At 64.2% G+C, this 14909-nt stretch carries 13 protein-coding genes; 8 read left to right on the top strand and 5 right to left on the bottom strand.

Annotated features, from left to right (window positions below; genetic code table 11):
* Window positions 1-52 precede the first annotated feature (52 nt).
* Together ACF8RA_RS03295 and ACF8RA_RS03290 are read right to left on the bottom strand one after the other, a co-directional pair.
* On the bottom strand, window positions 53-1306 hold the full coding sequence (locus tag ACF8RA_RS03295; protein WP_392518783.1) for an OprD family porin: 1254 nt from the start codon (window positions 1304-1306) through the stop codon (window positions 53-55).
* 102 nt (window positions 1307-1408) lie between these two features.
* Window positions 1409-2749 (bottom strand): MFS transporter, encoded by a 1341-nt coding sequence (locus ACF8RA_RS03290; protein WP_104961418.1) that lies wholly within the window; start codon window positions 2747-2749, stop codon window positions 1409-1411.
* A gap of 562 nt (window positions 2750-3311) precedes the next feature.
* Here ACF8RA_RS03290 and mrdA point away from each other — a divergent pair.
* Window positions 3312-5207 carry a penicillin-binding protein 2 gene (gene mrdA / locus ACF8RA_RS03285; protein WP_392514608.1) on the top strand — a complete coding sequence of 632 codons (1896 nt, stop codon included), beginning with the start codon at window positions 3312-3314 and terminating at the stop codon, window positions 5205-5207.
* A 42-nt stretch (window positions 5208-5249) separates the two neighbouring features.
* Here the strand turns inward: mrdA and ACF8RA_RS03280 are convergent, their stop codons facing one another.
* A complete protein-coding gene (locus ACF8RA_RS03280) occupies window positions 5250-5876 on the bottom strand; it encodes a glutathione S-transferase family protein (RefSeq protein WP_176682431.1) in 627 nt (208 codons plus the stop codon).
* A 257-nt stretch (window positions 5877-6133) separates the two neighbouring features.
* Between ACF8RA_RS03280 and ACF8RA_RS03275 the strand changes: the two genes are divergently transcribed.
* The gene (locus ACF8RA_RS03275; RefSeq protein WP_003256154.1) at window positions 6134-6451 is read left to right on the top strand and encodes a DUF2388 domain-containing protein; all 318 of its coding nucleotides are present in this window, start codon (window positions 6134-6136) and stop codon (window positions 6449-6451) included.
* A gap of 64 nt (window positions 6452-6515) precedes the next feature.
* Here the strand turns inward: ACF8RA_RS03275 and glcC are convergent, their stop codons facing one another.
* Window positions 6516-7280 carry a transcriptional regulator GlcC gene (gene glcC / locus ACF8RA_RS03270; RefSeq protein ID WP_392514606.1) on the bottom strand — a complete coding sequence of 255 codons (765 nt, stop codon included), beginning with the start codon at window positions 7278-7280 and terminating at the stop codon, window positions 6516-6518.
* Window positions 7281-7475: 195 nt separating this feature from the next.
* On the opposite strand from glcC, the gene glcD reads away from it, so the two are divergent.
* The 6 genes from glcD (at window position 7476) to ACF8RA_RS03240 (ending at window position 13667) form a co-directional block, all read left to right on the top strand.
* Entirely contained in the window at window positions 7476-8975 is a 1500-nt protein-coding gene (glcD, locus tag ACF8RA_RS03265) for a glycolate oxidase subunit GlcD (RefSeq protein ID WP_392514604.1), read from the top strand.
* Entirely contained in the window at window positions 8975-10027 is a 1053-nt protein-coding gene (gene glcE, locus ACF8RA_RS03260) for a glycolate oxidase subunit GlcE (protein WP_176682428.1), read from the top strand. The genes glcD and glcE overlap by 1 nt, the downstream gene beginning before the upstream one ends.
* A 9-nt stretch (window positions 10028-10036) precedes the next feature.
* Complete coding sequence (gene glcF / locus ACF8RA_RS03255) at window positions 10037-11272, top strand: glycolate oxidase subunit GlcF (RefSeq protein WP_392514603.1); 1236 nt, start codon at window positions 10037-10039, stop codon at window positions 11270-11272.
* Complete coding sequence (locus ACF8RA_RS03250; protein ID WP_392461402.1) at window positions 11265-11663, top strand: heme-binding protein; 399 nt, start codon at window positions 11265-11267, stop codon at window positions 11661-11663. The genes glcF and ACF8RA_RS03250 overlap by 8 nt, the downstream gene beginning before the upstream one ends.
* Window positions 11664-11803: 140 nt before the next feature.
* Window positions 11804-12142 (top strand): hypothetical protein, encoded by a 339-nt coding sequence (locus tag ACF8RA_RS03245; protein ID WP_176682425.1) that lies wholly within the window; start codon window positions 11804-11806, stop codon window positions 12140-12142.
* Between the two features lie 91 nt (window positions 12143-12233).
* Entirely contained in the window at window positions 12234-13667 is a 1434-nt protein-coding gene (locus ACF8RA_RS03240; protein WP_392461400.1) for a PLP-dependent aminotransferase family protein, read from the top strand.
* On the opposite strand, the gene ACF8RA_RS03235 is transcribed toward ACF8RA_RS03240, so the two are convergent.
* A complete protein-coding gene (locus tag ACF8RA_RS03235; protein WP_176682423.1) occupies window positions 13660-14856 on the bottom strand; it encodes a CynX/NimT family MFS transporter in 1197 nt (398 codons plus the stop codon). The genes ACF8RA_RS03240 and ACF8RA_RS03235 overlap by 8 nt on opposite strands.
* Window positions 14857-14909: the final 53 nt, after the last annotated feature.

Here is a 14909-nt window from a genome sequence, read left to right as displayed (position 1 = left end):
AGGCAACGCGGAACATGGCACCGGCTGCGCCGGTGTTCGCGCTAAACCCGCCCTACAAGGTCAGCGGGTAGCTGACGATCAGGCGCGTCTGGTCGAGATCACTGTTGAAGCTGCGCCGGTTGGCCGCGTTGTTCAGCCGGATGTTGAGGTTCTTCAAAGCCCCACTCTGGAAGGTGTAGTTCACCTCGATATCGCGCTCCCACTCCTTACCATTGCTGCCCGCCGCCGTGGTGGCGTTCTCGCCATGCCCGTACCGCACCATGGCCAGCAGCCCTGGCACACCGAGCGCGGCGAAGTTGTAGTCATAACGCACTTGCCACGAGCGCTCGTCAGCATTGCTGAAGTTGCCGTTGAACATGTCATTGCCCAGGGTTCGCCCACTGCTGCCGTACACCGACATCCACTGGCTGTCGCCACTGACCTTCTGCAACCCCAGGTACAGCGTGTGGCCACTGTGCGAAGCTGACAGCAAGGCGTAGCCGGTGCGGCTCTGGATGTCGCCGATGCGCGCCTGCCCGTCATCCCGGTCAATGAAGTAGCCCAGGTTGGCCCCCAACCTCCACTCCCCTACCTGCTGGCTGTGCAGCAGGTTGAAGTAGCTTTGCTGGTAGATGTCCTCCAACTGCGCGTGCCAGGCGCCGATCAGTGTTCGCTGCTGGTTGAAGCGGTACTCGGCACCGGCGTAGTTGAAGCCGTCCGAGGTGACCCCGGGCGCGGCCCAGGCAGATAGGTCCTGCATGTCCGAAGAGTGGCGCAGGCTCACCTCGCGGTACTGGCCGGCCTGCAGGCTCAGGCCTTCGATTTCCCGCGAGTCGAGCATGGCACCACGGAAGGTCTGCGGCAGCAGACGGCCATCGTCGTAACGCAGCAGTGGAATATCCGGCAACAACTCCCCCACCTTCAGCTCGGTCGCGGACATACGCAGCTTCGCCGCCAGCCCGGCCCGACCGTAGTCGTCGGCCGCTCGCCCGTCATCGTGCACCGGCAACAGTTCTGAGCCGCTGGTACCGCCGCCGCTGTCCAGCTTCACGCCGAACAGGGCGATACCGTCCAGGCCAAAACCGATCAGCCCCGGGGTGTAGCCAGAGCTGAACTTGAAGATGAAACCCTGGGCCCATTCTTCAACCTTGCCCTTGGCGGCCCCCGGGTCGCGGAAATCGCGGTTGAAGTAGTAGTTGCGCAATGTCAGCCCACCCTTGGCATCTTCAAAGAAGCCCCCCTCTTGCGCCCAGGCCGGCAAACCAAGGCCAAACGCCAGCGAAACAGCCAGGACCGAACGGGCCAGCGTGCAAGTTGTGTCCATCATTATTATTGTTCTCCACGTTCAATAGGCGCAGCAGACCGCCCCAGGCCAGCATGACCCAGAGCAGTAAGTTGCATTCAGATACCCGGCCAGGCCGGGTTGCACTCAGTGGCTCAGTGCATCAGCAGGCAAGGCAGACGCAGGCTTGGCCGTTGGGCGCAGCAGCAGCAGGCAACCGGCGGCAAGCACGAACACGCTGGCGAACACGCCATACAGATGCAGGGGTTGCCAGCCACCATCGAGCAGCACGCCAGCCACGGTCGGCGACAGGATCGCGCCCATGCGGCCGATGCCGATCCCCCAACCCACACCGGTGGCGCGTACCGATGCGTCATAGACCACCGGCGACAAGGCATACAGCCCAGCCACGCAGCCGTTGGAAAACAGCCCGATCAGCAGGCCCAACGCCAGCGCCGCAGTGACCGAGGCACCATTGGCCACGAACAGCACCAGCAGCGCGGCGGTGATGAGCATGAACAACGCCAGCACGCGAGTCAGTGGCCAGCGCGAAGCCAGGCCGCCGATCAGCGCCGCGCCAACGATGCCGCCCACGCTCAACAGCACGCCGCCGGTGATGCCTTGCTGGGCCGACAAGCCGGCGGCCACCAACAGTTTCGGCGTCCAGCTCATGACGAAGTAGAAGCCGAACATGACCAGGAAGAACAGCAACCAGATCACCAGCGTGGTGCGGCGCATGGCCGGCGCCAGCAGCTGCCTGAACCCGGTTTTGGCACCCTCTGCCCTTGCGGCAACAGCCGGCAGTTGCGCCAATACCGGCTGGCCGAGGCGCACGGCCAGACGGTTGACCCGGGCCAGAGCATTGGCCGGCCGGCGTGCCAGCAGAAAGTCCAGCGACTCTGGCAACCACAGCAGTACCAGCGGAATCACCAGTACGGTAACGATGCCGCCAAACAGAAATACCGAGCGCCAGCCCCAATGCCCCAGCAGCCATACCGCCAGCAAACCGCCCAGGGTCGCACCCAGCGCATAGCCAGTGGACTGCAGGCTCACCGCCAAGCCGCGCCAGCGTTTGCTGGCATATTCACTGGCAATCACATTGCTGCTGGCCAGGATGCCACCAATGCCCAGCCCAGTCAGACCACGCAGCAGCGCCAGTTGCAGCGGGCTCTGGCTAAGTGCCGAGAGCAGCATGCCGATACCGGACAGCGCCAGGCACAGCAGGATCAGCGGGCGTCGGCCAAAGCGGTCAGCCCACGGCGCGATAAACAGTGACCCGGCCGCCATGCCGAACAAGCCGGCACTGAGCAGAAGCCCTACCTGCGCCCCGTTCAGGTTCCACTCGGCAGACACCGAGGCAGCGGTGAAGGCCATGACCAGCACGTCGAAGCCATCGATCATGTTGAGGATGATGCAAATACCAATGGCCAGGCACTGAAAGCGACCCATCGGGTCGTTGTCCAGACGTTGCTTGAGATCGGTATTCATGGGGTCACCTGCCGGCCAGGCTTGGCCACAGGCGAGAAGAACGATGCGCACACGCAGGCGCAACGGGAGGAACCCTGACGGTTCAGTGCCGCTGGATAGCCATTCATGACTGGACCCTTTTTGTAATTGTTATCGCATACGGCAGGAGGGCTCCGGCCGTTGTCAGGCGCTAATCAACCAGATAATGGATCCACAGACAACGTGACGAAAGCACTGCCTAACAATCAGGCGCAACCAATTTCAGTTCATTGCTAGGAAAAATCATATTTTTTATAAATAAATTCAATAGTTTAGAAATTTACAACCAACGAAACTTGATGTTCGGTTACCGAACAGAATCGATCTGTGGATCCACAAATCATCAAAAACCACCCCTGACTCGCCATCATGACTCCGCAATGAACAAATCTTCATATTCCCCCTCAGCGCCCGGATCATGGGGCACACAGCCGATGCCAGCCAGCCGGCAGCCGGGGCTCGTCTTGAGGGGGCAGTACGGGTTGCGTAGCATCCGCGGCCCGATCGCGCGCGTACTGCCCCCCCCCCCAGGATCGACTCACTGATGCCGCAACCTATCCCTCTAAAGGACCACGAAAAGGAAAAACATCTGGTCAACCGTCGGCTTCTGGCCTGCGCCGCCATGGTGTTCAGCCTGTGTGCCGTCCTGGTTGGCCGGCTCTATGTGCTGCAAGTGCTACAGCACGACCAGCAAACGGCCGTGTCGGAAAACAACCGCGTGCACGTGTTGCCCATCGCCCCCGAACGCGGGCTGATCTACGACCGCAACGGCGTGGTACTGGCGGACAACAAGCCCAGCTTCGACCTGACCATGACCCGCGAGCGGGCCGGCGGCGACTCGGCCAAAGTGCTCGACACCCTGACGCAGGTGCTGGGCCTGACCGAAGACGACCGTAAGCAGTTCGACAAGGACCTGCGCCGTGGCCGCAAACCGTTCGAGCCCGTGACCCTCATGGTGGGCCTGAGCGAGAAACAGATCGCCCTGGTCGCCGTGAACCAGTTCCGCCTGCCAGGCCTGGATGTAGAGCCGCAATTCATCCGCGAGTACCCACTGGCCGAGCATTTCGCTCATTCAGTGGGCTATGTGGGGCGCATCAACGAGAAAGAAGCCAAGACGCTCGACAGCACGGAGTACCGCGGCACCCAATCGATTGGCAAGACCGGCATAGAGCGCTTCTACGAAAGCCAGCTGCATGGCCACGTGGGCTACGAAGAGGTCGAGACCAACGCTCAAGGGCGGGTGATGCGTGTGCTCAACCACAAGGCCCCGACCCCAGGGCAGGACATAGTGCTCACCCTGGACGCCCATTTGCAGGTAGCCGCAGAAAAAGCGCTGGGTGACCGCCGTGGCTCGGTAGTGGTGCTGGACCCGGCCAATGGTGATGTCCTGGCGATGGTCAGCAACCCAAGCTTCGACCCCAACCTGTTCGTCAAGGGCATCAGCTTCAAACAGTATGCCGCGCTGCGCGACTCCATCGACCGCCCACTGTTCAACCGCGTCCTGCGCGGCCTGTACGCGCCCGGCTCGACCGTGAAGCCTGAAGTGGCCATCGCTGGCCTCGACAGCGGGGTGATCACCCCTGGCAGCCGGGTATTCGACCCAGGCTACTACGAGCTGCCCAACTATCACCACAAGTACCGCAACTGGAACCGCAGCGGCGACGGCTGGGTGGACATGTACACCGCCATCATGCGTTCCAACGACACCTACTTCTACGACCTGGCGCACAAGCTGGGCATCGACCGCCTGCACGACTACATGGCCGAGTTCGGCCTGGGCCAGAAGGTGTCGCTGGACATGTTCGAGGAGGCCTCCGGGCTGATGCCCTCGCCCGAGTGGAAGCGCGCTACGCGACGCCAGGCCTGGTTCCCGGGCGAGACACTGATCCTGGGCATTGGCCAAGGCTATATGCAGGTCACCCCCCTGCAGCTGGCCCAGGCCACCAGCCTGTTGGCAAGCAAGGGCGTGTGGCACCGCCCGCACCTGGCCATGACCGTGGGCGGCGACACGCCGATCGACCCCCACCCCATGCCCGACATCGTTCTGCACGACAAGCATGCCTGGGACCAGGTCAACCAGGGCATGCAGATGGTCATGCACGACCCGCGCGGTATTGCCCGTGCCGCGGCAGCCGGTGCGCAGTACCGGATTGCCGGCAAGAGCGGTACCGCGCAGGTGGTGGCGATCAAGCAGGGTGAGCGTTACAACCGCAACAAGACCCTGGAGCGCCACCGCGACAATGCCCTGTTTGTCGGCTTTGCTCCGGCCGAGCATCCCAGCGTGGTGGTGGCGGTGATGATCGAGAACGGCGAGGCTGGGGGCCGGGTCGCAGGGCCGGTGGTACGGGAGGTGATGGACGCATATCTACTGGATGAGCAAGGGCACCTGAAGCCGGAGTATGCGGGCGGCGCACCCACTCGGGGTGTGCCACACACTTGATTTTGCGCGGCCGCTGTGGAGGCGGCCATAGCCGCGAATGCGTCAGGATGCCGTGCGCGGCATCAGCTCATACGGGTGTTTCCACCCCGGCAGCGCCTGAATGCGGGCTTTCCACGCTTCGATGTGGTTGAACTCTGCCAGCGGAATACCGGTGTCTTCTGGCATGAACACATACCCCGCCAACGACAGGTCGGCGATGGTCAACCGGTTACCGATCATGAATGGCATCTTCGCCAGGTGCGCGTCGACAATACGGTAAGCCGCCGTGGCACGCTCGCGCAGAAACCTCGTGACATCGGTTTCACCAGTATTCTTCAGGCAGAACAGAAAGCGCAGCACAGCGTAGTAGCTGGTGAACTTATGGTTGTCGAACAGCATCCAGCGCCAGATCTCGCGTTTTTCGTCTTCATCGCGGGGCCCGAACTGGCCGGTCTGTTCAGCAAGGTATTCCAGGATCAGCGCAGATTGGGTGAAACGCTTGCCAGCGTGTTCCATCACCGGCACCTCGCCCTGCTCGTTCACCTCATCGCGCCAGGCTTGCTCACGGGTCTGGCCATGGAAGAAGTCGACGAACACCGGCTGCCAGTTCTGGCCGGTGAGTTCAAGCATGAGCGCAACCTTGTAGGCGTTGCCGGATTCGGCAAAGCAATGCAGCTTGTAGTCGGACATGGGCGAACCTTCAGTTTCCTTTGAATGATCGGCAGGGCCCTCTGCGGGTTTGCCCGCGAAGCGCCATCCACCCAAGCAAATCACGCGCATCCCGACGCGGTCAATCCATGACGCGCTCCGTCGGTACCTTGAAAACCGTGAGTTCAGCCACCTCGTCAGCGGCGCCTGCCAGGAGTAGGGAACTACCTGAACGCCCCGGCCGTCTTAGACACTGAGTGGTTTATTTCCCTGTGCTTTACGCTACTGGAGAACACAACATGCGCCACCTACTGCTCGCCCCTGCGCTGCTGCTCCTGATGCCTGCCGGCGCTGCCCTGGCCCGCGTCGATGCGGGCGACGTCGCCACCTCGGCCGGTATTTCCGCTTCGCTGTATTCGACCTTCAAGGATGACAAACGGATCATCCCGGCCCGTGACGAACTTTCAGCGTTCGTCGCCAGCGGCGGTGCCATCCGCGGCGCCTATGTGGAGTCGGCGCTTGAACAGGCCCGCAAGGACCATCCAGGGCTGCAGGCCAATGATGAAGAACTGGCCCGGGCCATCCTGTCGCAGGATGACCCTGTGGCTGACCACTGACCATTGCGTAAACCTGTACCGCCTTTCGCAGCGGTTCGACGCAAAAGGGCGGTACAGGGCCACCTCACCCCCAGCCATCCATGCGCATGGTCGCCCTGACCAGGCGCTGCTCTTCCTGCTCGATCTCCTGCAAACTGTCGCGTATGCCGTAGATATGCTCACGCGCCGCCCGCTGCGCCTGCTCGGGCAGTTGCTCCATCACCGCGCGATACAACCGCGCATGCTGCCGATCAATCTGGCGTTTCTGCGCCGGCCGGCAATACAAATTGTTGACCGAAGCAAACACGGTGCTCAACGTCAGGTCACTGAGCGATTGCAGGGTATGCACCAGCACCGGGTTATGCGACGCCTCACTGATTGCCCGGTGAAAGGCATGGTCACGACGGGCATGCTCACGGGCATCCAGCGCCTGCGCAGCCTCGTGCGCAGCCAGCATTTCTTCATAGCGCCGGCGGATCAGCAGGCGGTCGACGTCGGTAGCGCGCAACGCAGCCAACCGCGCCGACTCAGCCTCCAGCAACGCCCGGACCTCCAGCAGGTCGAACAGCGTACGCGGTTGCGAACTGAACAGGTGCATCAAAGGCGTAGCACCCGCCTGCCCGGTGAGATCGGCGACGAACGAACCCCGCCCCTGTTCGGTGTCGATGATGCCGCGCCCACGCAAAATGCGCAGGCCCTCCCGCAACGCCGAACGTGAACAGCCAAGCTTCTCCACCAGCCGCCGCTCCGACGGCAGCGCCTGGCCCACCTTGAGCACACCTTCGACGATAAGCCGCTCGACCCGTTCGGCCACCTGGTCGGCGACCTTGACCTTGCCTTCAGTACCCACTGCACACACTCCTGCTGGTAGGACCACTTTGACTTATAGCGCCAATCTAGCCGGACAGAGCCGTGAGTAAACAGCATTGTCCGAAGAAACTGGTAGGACCAGTCAACATCTCACTCGACCCCGGCCGCTAGCACGCGCACGCTGCAACGGTGACCGCTTTGCCAACAACAATAAAAACCGTTGCCGAGTGAGCCGATGAATATCCTGTACGACGAACGCGTCGATGGCGTACTGCCTGACGTGGACCGGGCCGCCCTGTTGCAGGCGCTGCGCGACGCCCTGCCGGACCTTGAAATCCTGCACCGCGATGAAGACCTCAAACCGTACGAATGCGACGGCCTGTCGGCCTACCGCACCGTGCCACTGCTGGTGGCGCTGCCCGAGCGCCTGGAACAGGTGCAGACGCTGCTGAAGCTTTGCCACCAGCGCGGCGTACCGGTGGTTGCGCGTGGCGCCGGTACCGGCCTGTCGGGTGGTGCCCTGCCGCTGGCCAAGGGCATCCTGCTGGTGATGGCACGCTTCAACCGCATCCTTGAGGTCAACCCGCAGGGGCGCTACGCCCGCGTGCAGCCGGGCGTACGCAACCTGGCCATTTCCCAGGCCGCCGCCCCCCATGGCATGTACTACGCACCAGACCCTTCCTCGCAAATTGCCTGCTCAATCGGGGGCAACGTCGCCGAAAACGCCGGTGGTGTGCACTGCCTCAAGTACGGCCTGACCGTACACAATGTGCTCAAGGTGGAAATCCTCACCGTCGAGGGCGAACGCCTGAGCCTGGGCAGCGATGCCTTGGACAGCCCTGGCTTCGACCTGCTGGCATTGTTCACCGGCTCCGAAGGCATGCTCGGTATCGTCACCGAAGTCACCGTCAAGCTGCTGCCCAAGCCCCAGGTGGCGCGGGTGATACTGGCCAGTTTCGAATGCGTCGAGGACGCCGGCCAGGCAGTCGCCGACATCATCGCTGCCGGCATCATTCCCGGCGGCCTGGAGATGATGGACAACCTGGCGATCCGCGCCGCAGAAGACTTCATCCATGCCGGCTACCCGGTGGACGCGGCGGCGATCCTGCTGTGCGAACTGGATGGCGTGGAAGCCGATGTTCACGACGACTGCCAGCGCGTCGCCGCCGTGCTGACGCAAGCCGGGGCCCGCGAGGTGCGCCTGGCCTGCGACGAAGCCGAGCGCGTTCGCTTCTGGGCCGGACGCAAGAACGCCTTTCCGGCCGTGGGGCGCATCTCCCCGGACTACTACTGCATGGACGGCACCATCCCGCGCCGAGCATTGCCACGGGTGCTCAAGGGCATCAGCGACCTGTCCGCGGAGTACGGCCTGCGGGTGGCCAACGTGTTCCATGCCGGCGACGGCAACATGCACCCTTTGATCCTGTTCGATGCCAACCTGCCCGGCGAGCTGGAGCGTGCCGAAGCGATCGGCGGCAAGATTCTGGAGCTATGTGTGAAGGTGGGCGGCAGCATCACCGGTGAACACGGCGTGGGACGCGAGAAGATCAACCAGATGTGCGCGCAGTTCAACAGCGACGAAATCACCCTGTTCCACGCGGTGAAGGCCGCCTTCGACCCTCAGGGCCTGCTCAACCCCGGCAAGAACATTCCCACCCTGCACCGCTGCGCCGAATTCGGCGCCCTGCATGTGCACCATGGGCAACTACCCTTCCCCGAGCTGGAGCGCTTCTGATGAGCATGGACCGCGACATGAGCCAGGGGCTGTTGGAACAAGTCAACCAGGCACTGAACGAAGGTACGCCGCTGCGTATCCAGGGCAGCAACAGCAAAGCGATGCTCGGCAACCCGGTGGCGGGCGAAGTACTCGACACCCGCAACCACCGCGGCATCGTCAGCTACGACCCCACCGAGCTGGTACTCACGGCCCGCGCCGGTACCCCTCTGCGCGAGATCGAGGCAGCCCTGCACGAGGCTGGCCAGATGCTGCCCTGCGAGCCACCCCACCTGGGCCCCGAGGCCACCTTGGGCGGCATGGTCGCGACGGGGTTGTCTGGCCCTCGACGGCCGTGGGCCGGGTCGGTGCGCGACTTTGTACTGGGTACACGGGTGATCACCGGCCACGGCAAACTGCTGCGCTTTGGTGGCGAGGTGATGAAGAACGTCGCCGGCTACGATGTGTCACGCCTGATGGCGGGCAGCTTCGGATGCCTGGGGCTGCTGACCGAAGTTTCGCTGAAAGTGCTGCCACGGCCGCGCCTATGCCTGAGCCTGCGCCTGCCGATGGGCCGCAATGAAGCGCTGGCCGAGCTGGCCGAATGGGGCCAGCATCCGCTGCCGATCAGCGCCGCCTGCCATGACGGCGAAACGCTATACCTGCGCCTGGAAGGCGGCGAAGGGTCGGTGCAGTCGGCACGCCAACGGCTGGGGGGCGAAACACTCGATAACCGCTTCTGGAGCGACCTGCGCGAGCAGCGCCTGGCGTTCTTTACCGACGCCGCCCCCCTGTGGCGCCTGTCCGTACCCACCATCACCGGCGAGCTGGAAATGCCCGGCCAGCAACTGATCGACTGGGGGGGTGCCCAGCGCTGGCTCAAGACCCGCGCACCGGCGCAGGCCATTCGCAACCAGGTCGCCAAGGTAGGTGGCCACGCCACCTGCTACGCCCCCGGTGCAACCAGCAGCCCGCCACTGCCGGTTGCACTGATGCGCTACCACCGCGCCCTCAAGCAGCAGCTCGATCCCCAGGGGGTGTTCAACCCTGGTCGCCTGTACCCGGACCTGTGAGGCCAGACCATGCAAACCAACCTTAGCGAAACATCGCGCCGCCTGGCCCGCGCCGACGAAGCCGAGCGCATCCTGCGCACCTGCGTACATTGCGGTTTCTGCACCGCCACCTGCCCTACTTACCAGTTGCTGGGCGACGAACTGGACGGCCCGCGCGGGCGAATCTACCTGATCAAGCAGATGCTCGAAGGCGAGCCGGTCACCGCCAGTACCCAATTGCATCTGGACCGCTGCCTGACCTGCCGCAACTGCGAAACCACCTGCCCATCCGGGGTGAAGTACCACGATCTGCTGGACATCGGCCGCGCGGTGGTCGAGCAGCAAGTGCCACGCCCGCTCAGCCAGCGCCTGTTGCGCCTGGGCCTGCGTGCGGTGGTGCCGCACCCGGCACTGTTCAAGGCCCTGACCCGCAGCGGCCAGGCGCTGCGCCCGCTGCTACCGGCCTCAGTCAAACGCAAGTTGCCGGCGCAGGTCACCCCACCCGGCCAGCGTCCGGCAGTGCGCCATGCGCGCCGGGTACTGATGCTGGAAGGCTGCGTGCAACCGGCCCTGTCACCCAATACCAATGCCGCTGCTGCGCGGCTGCTCGACCGCCTGGGCATCAGCGTGCAACCGATCCGGCAAGCCGGATGCTGTGGCGCGGTGGACTATCACCTGAATGCCCAGGAGCAAGGCCTGCAGCGGGCACGGCGCAATATCGACGCCTGGTGGCCCGCCATCGAAGCGGGTGCCGAGGCTATCGTGCAGACCGCCAGCGGCTGCGGTGCGTTTGTCCGCGACTATGGGCACCTGCTGGAAAAAGACCCCCATTACGCTGCCAAGGCCGCCCGGGTCAGCGCCCTTTCCCGCGATCTGGTGGAAATCTTGCGCGATGAGCCGATCGAACAATTGGCCCTGTGCGCCGAACAGCGCCTGGCCTTCCACTGCCCATGCACCCTGCAGCACGCCCTGAAGCTGGGCGGTGCGGTAGAAGCGTTGCTGACGCGGCTCGGCTTTACCCTGACCTCGGTGCCCGATGGTCACCTGTGCTGCGGCTCAGCGGGGACCTATTCGCTGACCCAGCCTGAACTGTCACTGCAACTTCGCGACAATCGTCTGAATGCGCTGGAAAGCGGTAAACCGCACCTCATTGCCACAGCCAATATAGGCTGCCAGGCCCACCTCGACGGGGCTGGACGCACGCCCGTGCGCCACTGGATCGAAATCGTCGAAGCAGCCTTGAACCCGGAGCCCGCCCATGCATAGCAAGTTCGTTATCGGCCAGACCGAAATCGCCCGCGTACTGACCGCCGCCCGCCAGGAAGCCCAGGCCCGAGCATGGAGCGTGACCATCGCCGTGGTCGACGACGGCGGCCACCCACTGGCCCTGGAACGCCTGGACGGCTGCGCGCCGGCCAGTGCCTATATCGCGCTGGAAAAAGCCCGCAGCGCCGCACTGGGGCGCAAAGAGACGCGGGATTATGAAGATATGGTCAATGGTGGCCGTACTGCATTCGTGACCGCCCCCCTGCTGACCAGCCTGGAAGGTGGGGTGCCGCTGCGGGTGGAAGGCCAGGTGGTGGGTGCCATCGGTGTATCCGGCGTCAAATCCGAACAGGATGCCCAAGTGGCCAAGGCTGGGGCTGCCGCCTTGTAGATCCTGGGATTCGACCCCGCCTCCGCACCTTAAAGGCATTTCCTACACGAGCCTCAGAAGCGCCTTACTTGATGTCCCTACCCAGAGAAAACATGATCGGCGCTGGAGGACGCAAGGTCGCGATCCAGAGGAGGCTCCGCATGCACCCGTACGCCCGCCCCATCGCCGAACTGCGCAGCAGCCTGCGCGAAATGTTGGCCCATGACATGACCAACCCCGACAACGACCCGCACTTGTCGGGGGTCATGTTCTTCTGCGTCACCGATGAACATTCCCGGCAATTGATCGAACGCATCGAGTTGCTGGCCAGCGAGGTGTTCTTCGACGCGAACGGACGGGCCATTTCAGAGCATATGAAGGCTTCGACGGTAGAAGGCGTGCGCATCAAGCGCAACCGCAACGCGCCGGAAGATGAAACCGTGATACGCATTGCCCTGGCAGAAAAAGGCTACATCACTGTCAGCACCGCCCGGCTCTGAGCGGTTGGCTTGGCATCATCGTAGCCTGTGACAAGCACCTGAGTCGCAGCCAATCCGCTATCCTGAGCAATCCTCCGCTCCGGACCCGTCCATGGAACTGCACATTCGCCTGGAGGGCCGCAAAGGCCTGGCCGATCAGCTTTACCAGCAACTGCGCGACGGTATCGACAGCGGCCACCTGGCCGCCGGCACCCAACTGCCGCCCACCCGCCTGCTGGCTGAACAACTGGGCGTATCGCGCAAGACCGTGGCCGAGGCCTATTCGCGGCTGACCTACGACAACCTGCTCAACGGCGTGGTCGGCCGTGGCACATTCGTCACCCCACGCCATCCGCTGCGCAGCACCGAATCAGCCACCATCCCCCTGGCCGGCGGCGCCTCCCTCGAGCGCTGGCAGCAGCGCGCCACCGTGCTCAGCCAACGCCAGTTGCAGGCGCCATCGCGCTATGACTTCGTCGGTGGTGCTTCGAGCAAGGCCCAGTTCCCCTTCGACCAGTGGCGCAGTTGCCTGAACTACGCCCTGCGCCGTAGCCAGCGCCACCCCGAGCGACAATTCCCGGCTCAGGGCTTGCCGGAACTGCGCGAAGCCATTGCCCACCACATCGCCTACTCGCGCGGGGTGCACTGCAGCGCAGCCGACCTGCTGGTGTGCAACGGCGCCCAGCAGGCGCTGGACCTGATCGCCCGGGTGCTGGTCGAACCGGGCTGCCAGGTGGCCATGGAGGATCCCGGCTACCCGCCAGCACGGCAGTTGTTCCTGGCCCTGGGTGCACGCCTGCAATCGGTGCCAGTGGATGATGAGGGCCTGTGCGTGGAACAGATCGCCGACGGCACCCGGCTGATCTACGTAACACCCTCGCACCAGTTCCCGCTGGGCATGCCGATGAGCGAGCCACGCCGGCATGCCCTGCTTGCGCGGGCCGCCGAGCTGGGTGCACTGATCATCGAAGACGACTACGACTGTGAATTCCGCTACCACGGGCCAGCCTCGGACGCGCTGCAGCGCCTGGACCGGCATGGGCTGGTAGCCTACGTCGGGACCTTCTCCAAGACCTTGCTGCCCGAGCTGCGCCTGGGCTATGCCGTATTACCGCCTGCCGTACTGCAGGCCGCTTGCGTGGCCAAGCACCTCAGCGATTGGCACAGCCCTACCCTGCTGCAGTGGGCGCTGGCGCGCTTTCTTGGCGAAGGCCACCTGAACAAGCACATCCGCCGCTGCCACGAGGTCTACAGCGCACGCCGCGAGCGCATCCTGGCGCGCCTGGGCGGCGATCTGGCACCGTGGTTCCGCGCCATCCCCGCCAGCGCCGGCTTCCACCTCAGTGCCTTGGCTACACACGGGGTGGATGTGGAACTGCTGGCCAACCTCGCGCGCAAGGTAGAGGTCGGCCTGTATTCGCTGGCACCCTTCTTCAGCGAGGCGCCGGTACGCCCGGGGCTGTTGATGGGCTTCGGCGCCATCGAACTGCTGGATATCGACCCGGCGCTGGACCGGGTACGCGATACCCTGCAACGCCTCAGTTGACCGGTGCGGCGTTGCCGGTTGCAGCCGGCCGTGCGATGGCCGCCGCATAGCCGCGCGGGTTGAAGCACGCAGTCACCAGCAGCATTGCCAGCACGGTCACGGTCAACAGCGTCCACGAAGCCTGGAAGTCGCCACTGACATCCCGCAACCAACCGGTGATATACGGCACGATGCCGGTGATGATAAAGCCGATGCCCTGTACGAACGCCGCCAGGCTGCCGGCCTCGGCAGGCGTTTTCAGGTGTTCCAGGGTCAACGTCAGGCACTGGCTGAAGCAGGCACCCAAGCCAAAGCCGATCATGGCGACCCAAAGCCCGGAAGCCCCCGCAGGTACCAGCAAAAGACCCAGGAAGCCCGCCAGCTGGATCGCCAATGCCAGGGACAGACCGGGGCGCCTGTCTGCCCAACGTCGCAGCAGCAGCGGTAGGCCAAGCGCACCGAGCACCTGGAAGACGGTCATCAGGCCCACCAGGTCGGCACCGCCCTGAGCACTGCCGCCGTGCTCGATGTGGTAAGCCGGCAACCAGGCCACCATGCTGGTGTAGCCGCCGTTGATCAGGCCGAAGTACAGGGCCAGCAACCACGCCCGGCGACTGCCGAACCAGTGCCCGCCAGTGGCCGTTCCCAGCTTCGGCGCCTCCTGCCTTGGCCGCAGCACGGCCCACGCCAGCAACGCCAGCACGGCCGGGACCGCCCATACGCCCAAGCCCGCCTGCCAGTAGCCGAAATGGCCGCTGATGTGTGGCCCGAGTACTGCAGCCAGGCCGCCGCCGCTCATCAGTGCCGCCGAGTACAGCCCCATCGCCCCGGCCAGACGCCCGGGGAACCAGCGGTTGACCAGCCCCGGCATCATGCCCTGCACCACCGCCACGCCCAGGCCAGCCACCAGCGCACTGGCGATCAGCGCCCAGGCGCTATCCAGTTGCAGGCGCCACAGGCAGGCCAGGGCAATCGCGGCCAGGCCCGCAAGCATGCCGCCGTGCTCGCTGACCCAGCGTCGCAGCCACGGTTGCAACAAGGGCACCAGGCCCATGCACAGCACCGGTAGCGCCGTCAGCAGGGCAGCCTGCTGGTAACCCAGGCCGGTGCTGGCGCGCATGGGTTCGAGTAACGGGCCGATACTGGTCAGGATCGGCCGCAGGTTCAACGCCAGCAGGATCACCAGCAACAGGTTCAGTGCAGCTCTCATTGTGAATCGGTTCTCTTGAAGCAGGAACTGGCCATTATCCCGGCTCGGCTGAC

Origin of the sequence: Pseudomonas sp. FYR_5 (assembly GCF_043106315.1) — a bacterium.
Taxonomy (GTDB): domain Bacteria; phylum Pseudomonadota; class Gammaproteobacteria; order Pseudomonadales; family Pseudomonadaceae; genus Aquipseudomonas; species Aquipseudomonas putida_Y.
This window is presented reverse-complemented; position numbering and strand designations above follow the sequence as displayed.

Coding starts and splice junctions, on each gene's coding strand:
- ACF8RA_RS03245 (WP_176682425.1), top strand. CDS start 11,804: ATGCACCCGTACGCCCGCCCCATCGCCGAACTGCGCAGCAGCCTGCGC.
- ACF8RA_RS03235 (WP_176682423.1), bottom strand. CDS start 14,856: ATGAGAGCTGCACTGAACCTGTTGCTGGTGATCCTGCTGGCGTTGAAC.
- ACF8RA_RS03280 (WP_176682431.1), bottom strand. CDS start 5,876: ATGTCCGACTACAAGCTGCATTGCTTTGCCGAATCCGGCAACGCCTAC.
- ACF8RA_RS03250 (WP_392461402.1), top strand. CDS start 11,265: ATGCATAGCAAGTTCGTTATCGGCCAGACCGAAATCGCCCGCGTACTG.
- glcE (WP_176682428.1), top strand. CDS start 8,975: ATGAGCATGGACCGCGACATGAGCCAGGGGCTGTTGGAACAAGTCAAC.
- mrdA (WP_392514608.1), top strand. CDS start 3,312: ATGCCGCAACCTATCCCTCTAAAGGACCACGAAAAGGAAAAACATCTG.
- glcD (WP_392514604.1), top strand. CDS start 7,476: ATGAATATCCTGTACGACGAACGCGTCGATGGCGTACTGCCTGACGTG.
- ACF8RA_RS03240 (WP_392461400.1), top strand. CDS start 12,234: ATGGAACTGCACATTCGCCTGGAGGGCCGCAAAGGCCTGGCCGATCAG.
- glcF (WP_392514603.1), top strand. CDS start 10,037: ATGCAAACCAACCTTAGCGAAACATCGCGCCGCCTGGCCCGCGCCGAC.
- ACF8RA_RS03275 (WP_003256154.1), top strand. CDS start 6,134: ATGCGCCACCTACTGCTCGCCCCTGCGCTGCTGCTCCTGATGCCTGCC.
- ACF8RA_RS03295 (WP_392518783.1), bottom strand. CDS start 1,306: ATGATGGACACAACTTGCACGCTGGCCCGTTCGGTCCTGGCTGTTTCG.
- ACF8RA_RS03290 (WP_104961418.1), bottom strand. CDS start 2,749: ATGAATACCGATCTCAAGCAACGTCTGGACAACGACCCGATGGGTCGC.